We start from the raw sequence: 13,445 nt of genomic DNA on the forward strand, positions 1-13,445 counted from the left end.
GAGTCAGTCCCAGGAGTCCTTGAATCCCGGCGGCAGGCAGCTGGTGATCTGGGGCGCGTGTGAGTTCAGCAGGGCCACCAGGTCCGAGATCCGTTCCGGGGGCATGTAGACGCTGGGGGCCGAGACCGAGATCGAAGCGACCGGCTGGCCGCTGAGATCGGGAATGGGGATGGCCACGCAGATGATGCCCAGTTCGTTTTCCTGGTTGTCCAGCGAGTAGCCGCGTTCGCGGACCAGGGTCAGCTCGCGGTCGAAGTCTTCCACCGTCTTGAGGGAGTAGTCGGTGATGGTGGCGGTGGGATCGAAGTGGGTCAGCGCCTCGGCGCGTGGCCGCAGCGAAAGGATCATCTTTCCCATCGCGGTGTTCTGGGCACGCAGCCGGCCGCCGGGTCGCGATGCCATTTCAATGCCGCGGGTTCCGCGCGCCTTGGCGAGATAGAGGACGTCGTCCGCCTCCAGGATGCCCAGGTGCGTGGTGTCGCGGGTGGCCACGGCGATCTCGGCCAACCGGGACTGGATTTCCTCCGGCAGGTTCAGGCTGCTTTGCGTCTGGGCGCCGAGCTCCATCAGCTTGAGGCCGAGCTTGTAGCGGTTGTCCGGGCCCAGGGAGAGGTAGCGTCCGGCCACCAGCGACGTCAGCATTCGGTGGGTGGATGAGCGGCTGAGGCCTGCCGCTGCGGCGATCTCATCGAGCCTGTCGACACCCGCTGCAACGTGGTCTAGCAGATCGAGGCCTCGCTCGAGAGTCTTGGCTCCGGTCGTTTTTTCCATGCCAACAGTCTTGCATGACTTGGGCCTTTCCTTGCCGGGCCCCCGGCGGATGTGACCGGGGTTGCAATTCGGGGTGTGAGGTGGCTTATAGTTGACTTTATTGAAAGTGGGACGTCATCCCGATAATAGGGATGGCACAATTCTTTGGATTGGTGACTATGAACGAGAACAACGGTGTTCCGGCCAGCGGAACAGTGACGGCTGGCCCTCAGCCCGCCGCCACGACGCTGCGGCATGACCAGAAGAACGTCCGACGCGCCGCTTGGGCAGGCCTGGTCGGCACGGCCCTTGAGCAGTACGACTTCGTGATCTACGGGACCGCGTCGGCGATCATCTTCAACACGATCTTCTTCCCCAACGTCAGCCCGGCCGTGGGCATCATCGCCTCCTTCGGCGCCTACGCAGTGGGCTTCGGCGCACGCCCGCTCGGCGGGTTGTTCTTCTCCCGCTACGGCGACCGCCTGGGACGCAAGTGGGTGCTGGTCTGCACGCTGATGCTCATGGGCGTTGCCACCTTCGCGATCGGCCTGCTGCCGACCTACGCCCAGGCCGGTGTCTGGGCGCCGATCCTGCTGGTGGCCTGCCGCTTCCTGCAGGGCTTCGGCGCCGGTGCCGAACAGGCCGGCGGCGTGGTGCTACTGACCGAGCTCGCCGCGAAGGGCAAGCGCGGACGCTTCGCCTCGCTGGTCTTCGTTGGTGCCGCCGCCGGCACCGCCATGGGCGCCGTCGTCTGGATGCTGGTGCAGCTGATGCCGAGGGAAGCGCTGCTGTCCTACGGCTGGCGCCTGGTCTTCTTCTCCTCGATCTTCGTCACCATCGCCGCTTGGCTGATCCGCCGCAACCTCAAGGAATCCCCGGTCATGGCGGAGCTCAAGGCCGAGGTCGGCATGGCCGAACGCCAGAAGACCCCCGCCGCCGACGTGTTCAAGAACGGCCGCCGCGGCCTGTTCAGCGTCTTCTTCATGAACGTGGGCGCCAACGCCCACTCCTACATCTTCCAGACCTTCATGGGCTCCTACCTGATCACCTACCTCGCGGTGGACTCCACCTTCATCCCCAAGGTGCTGTTCATCGGCGCCATGTTCGCCTGCGTCTCGGCCTGGATCGCCGGCAACCTCTCGGATAAGTTCGGACGCCGCCCGCTCTACCTGGGCATTACCGGGTTCCTGCTACTCTTCCCGTTCCCCGCCTTCATGCTGCTGAACACCGGCAACCTGTTCTGGATCGGCGTGGTCATCGTGCTCGGCTTCATCTTCGCCGCGCAGGGCACCGTGGGAGTGCAGGCAGCCTACTTCCCGGAGCTATTCGGTTCCCGCTACCGCTACGCCGGCGTGGCCCTGGGACGCGAGTTCTCCTCGGTCTTCGGCGGCGGCATCGCCCCGCTGATCTGCTCCGCCCTGGTCACCTGGGCCTCGGGTTCCTGGATCCCCGTGGCCATCTACATGATGTTGATGATGGCCATCACCTTCATCGCCGCCCTCAAGGCCCCCGAAACCCGGGACCGCGACCTACTCACGGAAGAAGACGCCCACAAATGAGCATCCGCATCTTGATCACCGACTGCGACCACGACTCGATCGCCGTCGAGCAGGAAGTCGCCGCCGCGGCCGGCGTCGAGCTGGTCCTGGCCCAGTGCCACACCGAGGACGAGGTCATCGCCGCGGCAGCCGACTTCGACGGAATCGTGGTGCAGTACGCGCCGATCACCGCACTCGTCATGGACGCCCTGCCCAGGCTCAGGGCCATTGGCCGCTACGGCGTGGGAGTCGACACCCTGGACATCGAGGCAGCCACCGCACGCGGGATCGTGGTCTCCAACGTCCCGGACTACGGCACCGAGGACGTCTCCGACCATGCGATCTGCCTGGCCGCCACCCTGGCCCGCGGGATCACCCGCCTGGACCGCGAGCTGCGCGCCGGCTCCTTCTCCCTGGAATCGGTCAAGCCGCTGCGCCGCATCCGCGGACGCGTCTTCGGCGTGATCGGCCTGGGCATGATCGGCGCAGCCACCGGCCGCAAGGCCAAGGGCCTGGGCTACCAGGTCATCGGCTCTGACCCGGCCCGCGAGGTAGGCACCACCACGCAGGAGGGCATTGAGGTGCTCACCATGGACCAGGTCCTCGAGCAAGCCGACGTCATCTCCCTGCACGTGCCGCTGAATGCGCACACCCACCACCTGGTCAACGACGACTTCCTGGCCATGGCCAAGGACGGCGCGGTGCTCATCAACACCTGCCGCGGCGGTGTCGTCGAATCGGCCGCCGTGGTGCGCGCCCTGCGCAGCGGCAAGCTCTACGGCGCCGGTCTGGACGTCTTCGAGGAAGAACCACTTCCCAAGGATTCGGACCTGCTCACCGAGCCCAACGCGGTGCTGACCCCGCACGCGGCCTGGTACTCCGAGGAGTCCTATACCGAACTGAAGTCACGCGCCCTGGGCAACGTCATTGACGTGTGCCAGGGCAAGGAACCACGCAACATCTACAACCCGGCAGCACTCGCTGTTGCCCGCTAGGAGCTCTACCGTGTCCACCCACACGACCCAGACCGGGGGAGTCTTTGACATCACCGGTCGCACCGCAGTGATCACGGGAGCCTCCCGCGGCATCGGACTGCACATTGCCTCAGGTCTCATGCGCCAGGGCGCCAACGTGATCACGCTGCAGCGCGGCGAGCTCGCTCCCGAGCTGGCCGAACTTGCGCAGGAAACCGGGCGAACCGCGCATGCCATCGCGGTGGACCTGAGCGACGAGGAATCGGTCGCCAGCGCCGCCGCGCAGGCGCTGGCCTTGGGGCAGGTGGACATCCTGGTGAACAATGCAGGAACCCAGATCCGCCATGACGCGGTCGAATTCCCGTTGGTGGACTTCGACACCGTGATGAACGTGAACACCCGCGCGGTGTTCCAACTCTGCCAACTCTTTGGCGCCCCGATGCTCGAACGTGGGAACGGCAAGATCATCAACCTCGCCTCGATGCTCACCTTCCAGGGAGGCTTCCGGGTTCCCGCCTACGCGGCCTCCAAGGGCGCGGTGGCGCAGTTGACCAAGGCCCTGTGTAACGAGTGGGCGGGACGCGGAGTGAACGTGAACGCTGTGGCCCCCGGCTACATCGCCACCGACATGAACGAGGCGCTACTGAATGATGGGGCACGCAACGAACAGATCCTGGTGCGCATCCCGGCAGGACGCTGGGGCAACCCGGATGACCTTGCAGGCGCGGTGCTCTTCCTGGCAAGCCCCGCGGCCGACTATATCCACGGCACGGTTCTTCCGGTGGACGGCGGGTGGCTGTCGCGATGAGCACGAATACGAATCGTCCGGCACCCGGTGCGCTACTGCGCGAAACCCCGATCGTGGCGGTGCTGCGTGCCAAACATGCGAGTGAATACGCCCCGGTCATCGACGCACTGGTCGCAGGAGGGGTCACCAGCATCGAGCTGACGCTGAGCACCGCCGGCGTCTTCGAAGAACTGCCGTCCCTGCGCGCCCGCTACGGAACCGCGGCCGACGTCGGAGTCGGCACCGTCACCACGGTCGAGGAGGCAGAGGCCGCCATTGCCGGCGGCGCCGGCTTCATTGTCACCCCGATCACCGACCCAGCAATCGTTGTCGCCGCAGTGGCGGCGGGCATCCCGGTCTACCCGGGCGGCATGACCCCCACCGAGCTGTTCGCCGGCTGGAAGGCCGGGGCCACCGCGGTGAAGGTCTTCCCAGCATCCCAGGTGGGCCCCGGGTTCCTCAAGGACCTGCGCGGTCCCTTCCCTGATATGCAAGGGATCCCTTCGGGAGGCGTCGGCGTGACCGAGGCCGTTGAGTGGATCCGTGCCGGGGCTCTCGCGGTGAGCGTGGGCGGCCCGCTGCTCGGAGACGCGTTCAAGGGCGGGAACCTGGACGAGCTCACGGCCAGGGCCAAGGCCCTGGTCGCCGCCGTCGCGGCCGCCCGAGACGAGGAAAAGGCATGAGCCAGGAAAAGCACACCGACGTGGTGACCCTGGGGGAGACCATGGCGCTGATGCGCGGCACCAGTGCGGGCCCGCTGGCGCATGCCGCCACCCTGGGACTGGGCATGGGCGGCTCCGAGTCGAACTTCGCCATCGCGCTGCGCCGGTTGGGAACCTCGGTGTCCTGGATCGGGCGGCTCGGGGCGGACAGCCTTGGCGACCTGGTGCAGCGCGAGATCCGGGCCGAGGATGTGAAAACCGTGGTGGTCCGCGACGAGTCGGCCCCCACGGGCCTGATGATCAAGGAACGCCGCACCGAAACCCACCAAAAGGTCTGGTACTACCGCGCCGGTTCCGCCGGTTCGAAGCTGTGCGCCGCCGACCTTCCGGTGTCGCTGATCTCGGGCGCCCGGTTGCTGCACCTGACCGGGATCACCCCCGCGCTGTCGGCAGAAGCCGCCGGTGCGGTGGACGCAGCCATCGCGATGGCGCACGCCGCCGGGGTGCTGGTGTCTTTCGATTTGAACTACCGTGCGGCGCTGTGGAGCGAGGACGCGGCGGGCAAGGCCTACCGCGAGATCCTGCCCAAGGTCGACGTGGTGTTCGCCGGGGACGAGGAAGCCGCCATTGCCGTGGGTCCGAACGAGGATCCCATGGAGCTGGCCCGCCGGATCGCTGCGCTGGGTCCTCGCCAGGTCATCATCAAGCTTGGCGGTGCCGGCTGCGCGGCGCTGATTGACGGCAACGAGTTCCGGCTGGACGCCGTGAAGGTCCCGGTCCTTGACACCGTCGGCGCCGGCGACGCATTTGTCGCCGGATACATTGCCGAGTTGCTGAACGGCCTGGATCCGCACCAGCGCTTGGAAACCGCCGTTCGTACCGGTGCCTTTGCCTGCATGGTCCCGGGCGACTGGGAAGGCATGCCGCGACGCGACGAGCTCGGGCTGCTCGAGCACACCGAACCGGTGGCCCGCTAAGAAACTCCCCGACAGGGCCAGCAGGCAAGACCAGACAGAGAATAACCAAGGAGTTGTAGTGAAGGCAGTAGTGGTGCACGGACCCAAGGACCTGCGTGTGGAAGATATCCCGGAATCCCCGATTGGACCCGGGGAAGTGGCCGTGGATATCGCCTACGGAGGGATCTGCGGGTCCGATCTGCACTATTGGCAGCATGGCCGCAACGGGTCCTTCGAGGTCAAGGAACCGCTGGTCCTGGGCCACGAGGTGGTGGGCCGGGTGCGTGAGCTCGGTGAGGGCGTCACCGGCTGGAGCGTCGGGGACGCCGTCGCGATCCACCCGGCAACTCCGTGCCCCGAGCCAGGGGCAAAACCAACGGGCATGCACCTGGTCCAGGGCGGCACCTACCTGGGCAGCGCCAGTACCACGCCGCACACCCAGGGAGGACTGGTCGAGGTGCTGCACGTCCAGGCGCAACAGCTGCGCCGGCTGCCGGAGGGCCTGGACCTGCGAACCGCGGCGTTGGCCGAACCCCTGGCGATTGCCTTGCACGGAATCGACCGGGCTGCGGGCCGTATTGAGGGTTCACGGTGCTTCGTCAGTGGTGCCGGACCGATCGGTCTGCTGGCCGCGGCGGTCTTGAAACTGCGCGGTGCGGCATACGTTGCGATCTCGGACCTGCAGTCCCGCGCCCTCGAGGTGGCCAGCTCCATAGGCGTTGAAGAGACCTTCAACATCCTGCACGGGGATGGCCCCGAAAAGCTCGGCTACGACGTGAGCGTCGAGGCGGCAGGAGCAGCGGCCAGCCTGCAGGTCGTGCTGGATGCGACACGACGCGGAGGAACCGTGGTGCAGCTGGGGATCCTGCCCCGCGACGCCGTGTCGATCTCACTCTCCGAGCTGGGTCTGCGTGAGCTGACGGTGTTTGGTTCGCAGCGCTTCGAGACGGAGCTGGACGAGGCGGTGGAATTGTTGGCCGAGCACCCTGTCTTGGCCCAGGTCATCAGCCACGACTTCCCGCTCCACGAGGCCCAGGCGGCCTTCACCATGGCGCTGGATTCGGCCGCGTCCTCGAAAATTTTAATCAAGGTGATTCACTAGAAGTAACAAGCAGCATAACCCCTATGTGTAAGCAAGCATCCACCGATCGCTATTCAGCAGTTTCGATTCCATGCGTGGCAACGAAGGAATCTCTGAAGAGCGATGAAGTGGGATATGCCCCAACTTAGAGTGGACAGGTCTACCGAGTCCTCAACTCACATGTCAGGTACTTGAACAACGCTTGGCAGACATAGAAGGGTCTCAAAGTCCGAGAGCCGTCATGGAGGTAGCGAATGGTGGACTATTCCTGTCGGTCTGAGGCTCTAAGAGCCTCAGCAATACGTTGCCCAATGGCGACACCGAGTGGGATAGGTACTGCGTTTCCAATTTGTCGGACTATGTCTGTCATGGAACCAATAAATCTATATTCATCGGGGAATCCTTGGAGTAAAGCGCCTTCAAATGGAGTGATGGAACGATGCAGTTCCGGGTGCAGGTATCGCCCCTTTTCCGGTTTTATAAATTCTGTTCGGATCGTAACCGAGGGCTTGTTCCAGTGGAGTCTTCCCATCACGTCACCGGACCCAGATTTGTGTTTTTTCCAACATTCGGAAAGAAGTACAGTGGGGATATCGAACCTATTACCGCCGAGTGGAATGCTTTTGAATCTCTCGAGAGATTTCTGGGAAAAATTACGAGATACATGAAGCTCCCGTGCCGTAAATGGCCCACCCGTTACCTTGCCGGCGACGGAGATCTTCCGGGAAGGTAAGAGAGCAACATCTCCCACATGGCTGATGGCGTCGCTTACAGTTCGCCAAGTGGACTCATCTGCGTGGGTCGGTTCGGGGTGTGATAGAGGAGCCTGTCCTATCCGCGTGCCAAGAACTATTACGCGCTTGCGGACCTGTGCCGCACCAAATTGAGCGGAATTTAGAATCCGGGCCTCGAACGTATAGTTGTGTAGAATTCCGTCTTCTCCAGTCATAGCTCTTAGGAGTTTAAACTGGGGTGAAGATAAGAACGCAGGAACATTTTCCATAACGAAATAGCGTGGCTGCGCTTGGTAAACAGCTTCCGCATACTCTCGCCAGAGAGAATTGCGTTCGTCCTCCACGTCGCGTTTACCAAGAGTCGAAAAACCCTGGCACGGAGGTCCTCCAATGACGAGATCCACTTGGGGAACGCCAGTTTTTCCGTCCCTCTTTGCCTCAGCTTTCTCGCGCAACCATGATTGGATGGAACCGGTGTGTACGTGAGCAGCATGGTTCAGCGCGTATCCGGCAGCTGCGCGTGGATCCATCTCCACGGCTTCTAATGTGCTCATACCAGGCAGGCCTCGCCGAATCCCTTCACTAAGTCCGCCGACTCCCGCGAAAAGGTCGAGCATTGTCCACTGTTCTGACTTCTGGGTGGAAACTGGGGGAAGACCGTCCGGCAAATCTCGCATGCTCCAAGTTTAAGGGACCATTATCGGTACTGATGGCCGGCGCGCCGTGCAGTGTGGATAGCCTCACAGTCTGATTGGAGTAGGACGCGTTCAAGCGGTGAATTTAAAGAGAGGATCCAGTTTTTGGACCAATCGTTTGAGATTTTGTGAGTTTGCGCCCTATGTAGGGATGATACGTCGGCATGGAGCCGGGGAACTTGGAAGCAATAGTGAGAAACTGGTTACGATTTGACTGGGCACTACCATCAAGCCGTAAAAGGCGGCTGATGCAATCACTGGAGGCCAGTATGAATGAACAACTAACACTTTCGTTTGAACCGAAGACTATCGAACACTTGGGTCTCCAGATGTATTCGACATTGCCCGCTGCACTGGCAGAGTTGGTCGCGAATTCTTACGACGCGGATGCTAAGACTGTCACGATAGCAATTGAGGTTGATCCCGACAGCGGGAAAGAATTCATTTCCGTTGAAGACGACGGTCACGGAATGTCGATCGGAGACCTTAACGAGAAGTATTTGCGCATTGGCAGAAATCGGCGGGCGGATGTTCTCCAAACGAAGAGTGAGAGCGGTCTCCGAAACGTGTCTGGGAAAAAAGGTATTGGTAAATTGGCGCTATTCGGTATTGGCCGGTTCATTAGAATCAAAACATCTAGGAGTGGTATCGAGGAAGCAACCGTCGTAGAACTTGTATGGGCGGACATGATGGCGAGCGAAAATCGGGAGTATCACCCTCATTCAATGACGATTAGTCAGGAAGCAGCATCGAGCGGGACACGGATCGAAATTCGCGACCTCACTAAGAAATCAAAAACAAAAATTGATGAACTCGCAAAGAGTCTCTCTAGACTTTTTGATTATTCTAGTTCAGACTTTAAATTGTTTGTTGCAAGCGGCGGCGATTGCAGAGAAGTAACTCCTGATCTTCGTTTTGATGACGACGATATTCAATTTGTTTGGTCGATTCCAGAATCATTGCCGAGAGATAACGAGGCAAGAGAGTATTTTCGGCTTTTAGGAATTACCGGTACGGTAGTAGCTACGCATAAGACGCTTAGACAGTCACTTCGTGGCGTAACGGTTTATGTGAATGGCCGTAGGGCAAATGATGCAGAATTCTATGGCGCGGCGGAATCTAGCTACGCATTTTCATATCTTTCCGGAACACTGAACGCCGACTACTTGGATGATTTAACTGACGACGTGATTTCGACTGATCGTAGTTCGATCAATTGGGAGATGGCAGAGACCGATGAACTGAGGAAGCAGATTGTTCGCGCCTTATCGTGGGTAGCGTCTGATTGGCGTCGTCAGCGAAATGAATTGAAAAAGAGGCAGACGGAACGTCGTACGGGTAGAGATCTTTCAAGTTGGGTAGCCAAGCAACGCGGTGACGACGGGGCGCAACTTGGAGCACTGCTCGACGACCTCACGTCGGATGATATTGAGATGAGTAGCGGAACACTAGACAGGGTCCTTTCAAGGGTAGGGAACTTGGTTCCTGAGTATGCGAGGCTTCACTGGCGTCATCTGCACCCCGAAGTGAAGAAGGCTTCGAAAGATGATTATGAGCGTCAGGACTACCTTCGAGCCGTTGATGAAGTTGTAAAAGAGTATTCTGCAGCGGTTAGGCAAAAGTCGGGCGTAACCGCAGCCACGGACGATGCAATAATGAGCGGGGCGTATGGGCTTAGCAATCTCAAACTGGACATCTTCGCGATGTATTTAGAAGGAGAGGACGGAACGCGTTTGACTTCTTCAACTGGGGATAATATGCGCAGAGGTCAGATGCTCCTGTCCCAAGGAGTCGTTGCAGCTTTTCGCAACCCTCTTGTTCACACGCCTAAATCGGTTATCGAAGCCACTGGAATTATTGACGACGAGGATTGCTTGGATATATTGAGCGTTGTTTCGCACTTATGGAATAGACTTGATAATGCTGTTGTCAGTTCGAACTAGCTGCCCTAGATTATTTCAAAGATGTAATTTGCAGTATCCCTCTTCTTCCAGGCCTTGTAGAGTCACATGCATTCCTTATTGTGCCAACGGACTGTGAGTGTGACCTGAATGCCAAGCTCGTTTGCCGTGACAGCAACTTCTCAATTGAATATTTGACTCTTTGGGGGCCAGCAATATTGCGATTGGTGCCACCACGAAAAAGCGGGAATATTGTCCTTGGGGGCCATCCGTCGCGTTCTTGGGAGCCACCAAATAGGCTCCTTCCACCATATGAGGGCCACACGGCGGAAGGAACAGTTTCAATGGTGGCAAACATGCCTACCCGGTACGGATGTTCCGCGTAAGTGGTACGGATTTTCCGGGTAGGCGGTACCGGGCCATGGATCCTGGCGGTTATCCCGGCACCACCTAATGTTTCCGCCGGTGGATGTGCAGAAGGTATTTACTCCCAGAAATCCTCGCTGGCGCGGGCCTGGTCGTGCTTGGTCCGGCGCATGTCGCGGTCGCCCATCAGGATCCAGCGGGTGTTGTTTGCCAGCCTGTTGAAGATGGAGTCTGCCGCCACCCGGTCGGGCAGGGCCTGGACCCAGTAGCTGGGATTGGTTTGGGCGGCGATGACGGTCGGGAGACGGTGCTCGCGGTCGGCGAGGATCGCGAAGAGGTCGCTGGCCGCGTTCTGGTCGATACCCACGGTCAAAAAGTCGTCCAATATTAACAGGTCAATGTCGGTGAGCTTGTTGAGCAGTTCCTGGTGCACGATGGAGTCGCTGCGCGTGGCAATCAGCTTGCGGGCCAGGTCATCCATCCTGCTATAGAACACGGTGTGCCCCGACTGGCAGGCCGCGTTTCCGATGGCGCAAACCAGGTAGGTCTTTCCGCCGCCTGAGGGCGAGATGACGATCAGGTTCATCGGATCGGCATTCCACTGGTGGGTGGCATATTTGTTCATGCTCCGCTCGCTGATGGACCGGCCGTCGAGGTAGTCGATCTCGGCCAGCGAGGCGCCGGGGATGGGGAACCGCGCCTGGCGCGAACGCTTGGCAACGCTTTCGGATCGCCGTTCGGTCAAGATGTCATCGGCCGCAGCATTGAACAGGCCTTCCGCGGTGAGGTGGTGGTTGGCCTCGTCGTTGGCGAGTTCCTCGAACTTCGAGGCCAGGCGGGTGATCCGCAGGGCCTTGAACTTTTCGTGGGCTTCGGGGCTAAACATTGCGCTGGCCACCGATCTTGTAGTGATCCGCCCCGCGCGCCCTGACACCGGGCTGACCGATGTCAGGGGTGGTGTTCTTCTCGTTGCTGGCCGCTGGCCGCTGGCACCGGCGGGCCGCCGGCTTGGGCATCACTTGCAATGGCGGCCATGATCCTTTTGAGCGTGCCGTAGGTGGGATGCCCGCCCAGGTTCAGCGCCTGCTGGCTGGCTGCTTCCAACCGGGCCTTGTTCTTCTTCCCCAGCCCGGTGAGGATGTTCTTGCAGGGCAGGTAGCCCTGCGCCTCGATCGGGTAGCGGTCCAGGACCTGGGTGATCACCTGGACGGTGGACGGACCGAAGCTGCGTGCCAAATCGAGGAACCATGGCCGGGACCAGAGCCCGTCAATATTGCGGTGTTGCTTCGGGACATGCTCCAGGACCGTGGAGTATTGTCCCTTGCGCCCGATTTTTCGGGCGTGCTCGCGAACGATCTGCTGCCCGTCGAAGATCGTGACGGTGCTACTGGTGAGCCGCACCCGCAGTGTCCTGCCCGCCAGCTGGTAGGGAACTGAGTAGTACTGATAGTCCGAACCGACATGGTAATTCCTGCCTAGTTTAAGTTCCTTCCATTCCACCGATTCGAAGGGCAGCTGCGGCAACGGCATCAGGAAGGGAGCCTCTTCGGCATCGAAGCGTTGCTGCCGTGTGGTGCCGTCGGGGCGGTGGATCCGTTCGTTGGCGTCCACCAGGCGCTCGGCGATGGCCTCGTTCAGCTCGGCGAAGGTGGTCCAGGTTTCCTCGGCCAGGTAGCCGATGACCCGCTTTTCGACGGTGTTCACCATCGACTCGACGTGGGCCTTCTGCCGCGGGCGATAGGGGCGGCCGGGACGATCGCGGTGCCGTAGTGCTCGGCCAGCTCCCGGTATCTGGCGGTCACCACCCGCTCGGTGTCCCCGCGTTGTCGCCGGTGCACCGCGCTTGTGGCGTTATCGGGCACGATGATCTGCGTAACGCCGCTGATGAACGCCAGCGCGTTCACGTGCGCCTGGTTCCAGGCGTCCTGCTTCATGTTCGCAAAGGCCTGGCAGAACACCAGTCCCGAATACGGCAAGGAGGCAACAAATAGGTAGGCCTTGTGAATCTGGCCGGTGACAGCATCCTGCACCTCCATGGTGTCCCCGACCCAGTCGACGAACATCGACTTGCCCGGCTCGTGGCGCAGCGTCGCGACGACGTCGTTGGATTCGGCAAAGCGGCCGAAAAGTTCGGCAAACTGCGAATACTGATACTTCTTCCCGGGATTTCCTGCGGCATCCATGTAGCGGGTCCAGGCCTGTTGGATGGTGAAATGCCGGTTCGTTTTCATCGCGGCGAATACTCAACCTTGGAAAAGTCGGGCTGCGCATATTCCGAGGACACGTTGCTGCGCCCGTCGGGGAACAATGCGGCAGTATCCGTCTTGCTCATTGTCCCGAATTGTTCCGCGGTGATGGCGCCGGCTTCGATGGTTTTCTTCACCATCGACACATCGCGGCGTGAGCAATTCGCTGATGCGGTGATCTCCGTGTAGCTGCGGTGCTTGAACATCAACGACATGATCGCACTGTGGTCCACCATTGCGTTTCTCCTGTCTCGGATTCACGGCGCCTGTTGCGCGGTGAATCCTCTCAGCGAAACACGGAAGAACCCGAAGCGGTACCGCCTACGCGGAAATGGCGTACCGGGTACGCGGAATGGGCGTACCGCCTAGGCATATTTGCCATTCAATGGTACGTAGAATCAAGGCGAAGCATCACGTCCGTTCTCGAGGCGGCCCAGCAGCGAGGCGCCGGCTGGGACGAGGTGCGGGAGAAATCCGAGAGCGAGGTGTATGCCGTGCTGTTCCCGGGCCGCGGCGACCACCAGAGCGTTTTCGCCCAGCCGGACTCGGTGCCCAGAGCCCTGAACACCGGCCTCCGGGACCGCGCATGCCCACATCTCGCTCAGCCCATTAAGGAGATGGAGAACACCAGGTCCGCCAGGTTACAACGGGGCCGAGTCAAGGATCGAAGCACTGCCACTTCCCCGGAATTCGATTACCGCCTGCCCGGAGGACTCACTACCCGGTCGCCAGAACAGCACTACCATCAGACGCTA

13 protein-coding genes are annotated in these 13,445 nt (G+C 60.9%); 7 read left to right on the plus strand and 6 right to left on the minus strand.

Translation table 11 applies throughout. The features are described 5' to 3' along the window. Positions 1 to 3 precede the first annotated feature (3 nt). On the minus strand, positions 4 to 771 hold the full coding sequence (locus Q2T94_RS10025) for an IclR family transcriptional regulator (protein WP_302264033.1): 768 nt from the start codon (positions 769 to 771) through the stop codon (positions 4 to 6). Between the two features lie 158 nt (positions 772 to 929). Here Q2T94_RS10025 and Q2T94_RS10030 point away from each other — a divergent pair, with 158 nt between their 5' ends. Genes Q2T94_RS10030 through Q2T94_RS10055 form a run of 6 tightly spaced genes read left to right on the plus strand, consistent with a single transcriptional unit; the run spans position 930 to position 6,769 of the window. Further along, positions 930 to 2,309 (plus strand): MFS transporter, encoded by a 1,380-nt coding sequence (locus Q2T94_RS10030; protein WP_302264035.1) that lies wholly within the window; start codon positions 930 to 932, stop codon positions 2,307 to 2,309. Then, on the plus strand, positions 2,306 to 3,283 hold the full coding sequence (locus tag Q2T94_RS10035; protein WP_302264037.1) for a C-terminal binding protein: 978 nt from the start codon (positions 2,306 to 2,308) through the stop codon (positions 3,281 to 3,283). Before Q2T94_RS10030 ends, Q2T94_RS10035 begins: the two co-directional genes overlap by 4 nt. Positions 3,284 to 3,293: 10 nt before the next feature. Beyond that, the gene (locus tag Q2T94_RS10040; RefSeq protein ID WP_302264039.1) at positions 3,294 to 4,070 is read left to right on the plus strand and encodes a glucose 1-dehydrogenase; all 777 of its coding nucleotides are present in this window, start codon (positions 3,294 to 3,296) and stop codon (positions 4,068 to 4,070) included. Then, positions 4,067 to 4,732, plus strand: a complete 666-nt coding sequence (locus tag Q2T94_RS10045; protein ID WP_302264041.1) for a bifunctional 4-hydroxy-2-oxoglutarate aldolase/2-dehydro-3-deoxy-phosphogluconate aldolase — start codon at positions 4,067 to 4,069, stop codon at positions 4,730 to 4,732. Before Q2T94_RS10040 ends, Q2T94_RS10045 begins: the two co-directional genes overlap by 4 nt. Further along, positions 4,729 to 5,688, plus strand: a complete 960-nt coding sequence (locus Q2T94_RS10050; protein WP_302264043.1) for a sugar kinase — start codon at positions 4,729 to 4,731, stop codon at positions 5,686 to 5,688. Before Q2T94_RS10045 ends, Q2T94_RS10050 begins: the two co-directional genes overlap by 4 nt. Positions 5,689 to 5,746: 58 nt before the next feature. Then, the gene (locus Q2T94_RS10055) at positions 5,747 to 6,769 is read left to right on the plus strand and encodes an L-idonate 5-dehydrogenase (RefSeq protein ID WP_302264044.1); all 1,023 of its coding nucleotides are present in this window, start codon (positions 5,747 to 5,749) and stop codon (positions 6,767 to 6,769) included. Positions 6,770 to 7,010: 241 nt separating this feature from the next. On the opposite strand, the gene Q2T94_RS10060 is transcribed toward Q2T94_RS10055, so the two are convergent. Further along, positions 7,011 to 8,159, minus strand: a complete 1,149-nt coding sequence (locus Q2T94_RS10060) for a DNA cytosine methyltransferase (protein ID WP_302264046.1) — start codon at positions 8,157 to 8,159, stop codon at positions 7,011 to 7,013. Positions 8,160 to 8,446: 287 nt separating this feature from the next. On the opposite strand from Q2T94_RS10060, the gene Q2T94_RS10065 reads away from it, so the two are divergent. Beyond that, on the plus strand, positions 8,447 to 10,120 hold the full coding sequence (locus tag Q2T94_RS10065; RefSeq protein ID WP_302264048.1) for a TIGR02391 family protein: 1,674 nt from the start codon (positions 8,447 to 8,449) through the stop codon (positions 10,118 to 10,120). Positions 10,121 to 10,562: 442 nt separating this feature from the next. On the opposite strand, the gene Q2T94_RS10070 is transcribed toward Q2T94_RS10065, so the two are convergent. The 4 genes from Q2T94_RS10070 to Q2T94_RS10085 form a co-directional block, all read right to left on the minus strand. Continuing rightward, complete coding sequence (locus Q2T94_RS10070) at positions 10,563 to 11,330, minus strand: ATP-binding protein (protein ID WP_302264050.1); 768 nt, start codon at positions 11,328 to 11,330, stop codon at positions 10,563 to 10,565. Positions 11,331 to 11,392: 62 nt separating this feature from the next. After that, on the minus strand, positions 11,393 to 12,151 hold the full coding sequence (locus tag Q2T94_RS10075) for a Mu transposase domain-containing protein (protein ID WP_302264052.1): 759 nt from the start codon (positions 12,149 to 12,151) through the stop codon (positions 11,393 to 11,395). Continuing rightward, entirely contained in the window at positions 12,145 to 12,675 is a 531-nt protein-coding gene (locus Q2T94_RS10080; protein WP_302264054.1) for a DDE-type integrase/transposase/recombinase, read from the minus strand. Before Q2T94_RS10080 ends, Q2T94_RS10075 begins: the two co-directional genes overlap by 7 nt. Further along, positions 12,672 to 12,926 carry a hypothetical protein gene (locus Q2T94_RS10085; protein WP_302264056.1) on the minus strand — a complete coding sequence of 85 codons (255 nt, stop codon included), beginning with the start codon at positions 12,924 to 12,926 and terminating at the stop codon, positions 12,672 to 12,674. The genes Q2T94_RS10080 and Q2T94_RS10085 overlap by 4 nt, the downstream gene beginning before the upstream one ends. Between the last annotated feature and the right edge of the window lie 519 nt (positions 12,927 to 13,445).

This window comes from Paeniglutamicibacter sulfureus (assembly GCF_030512175.1).
Classification (GTDB): Bacteria; Actinomycetota; Actinomycetes; order Actinomycetales; family Micrococcaceae; genus Paeniglutamicibacter; species Paeniglutamicibacter sulfureus.

Coding starts and splice junctions, on each gene's coding strand:
- Q2T94_RS10075 (WP_302264052.1), bottom strand. CDS start 12,151: ATGGTGAACACCGTCGAAAAGCGGGTCATCGGCTACCTGGCCGAGGAA.
- Q2T94_RS10050 (WP_302264043.1), top strand. CDS start 4,729: ATGAGCCAGGAAAAGCACACCGACGTGGTGACCCTGGGGGAGACCATG.
- Q2T94_RS10070 (WP_302264050.1), bottom strand. CDS start 11,330: ATGTTTAGCCCCGAAGCCCACGAAAAGTTCAAGGCCCTGCGGATCACC.
- Q2T94_RS10080 (WP_302264054.1), bottom strand. CDS start 12,675: ATGAAAACGAACCGGCATTTCACCATCCAACAGGCCTGGACCCGCTAC.
- Q2T94_RS10065 (WP_302264048.1), top strand. CDS start 8,447: ATGAATGAACAACTAACACTTTCGTTTGAACCGAAGACTATCGAACAC.
- Q2T94_RS10025 (WP_302264033.1), bottom strand. CDS start 771: ATGGAAAAAACGACCGGAGCCAAGACTCTCGAGCGAGGCCTCGATCTG.
- Q2T94_RS10060 (WP_302264046.1), bottom strand. CDS start 8,159: ATGCGAGATTTGCCGGACGGTCTTCCCCCAGTTTCCACCCAGAAGTCA.
- Q2T94_RS10045 (WP_302264041.1), top strand. CDS start 4,067: ATGAGCACGAATACGAATCGTCCGGCACCCGGTGCGCTACTGCGCGAA.
- Q2T94_RS10085 (WP_302264056.1), bottom strand. CDS start 12,926: ATGGTGGACCACAGTGCGATCATGTCGTTGATGTTCAAGCACCGCAGC.
- Q2T94_RS10035 (WP_302264037.1), top strand. CDS start 2,306: ATGAGCATCCGCATCTTGATCACCGACTGCGACCACGACTCGATCGCC.
- Q2T94_RS10030 (WP_302264035.1), top strand. CDS start 930: ATGAACGAGAACAACGGTGTTCCGGCCAGCGGAACAGTGACGGCTGGC.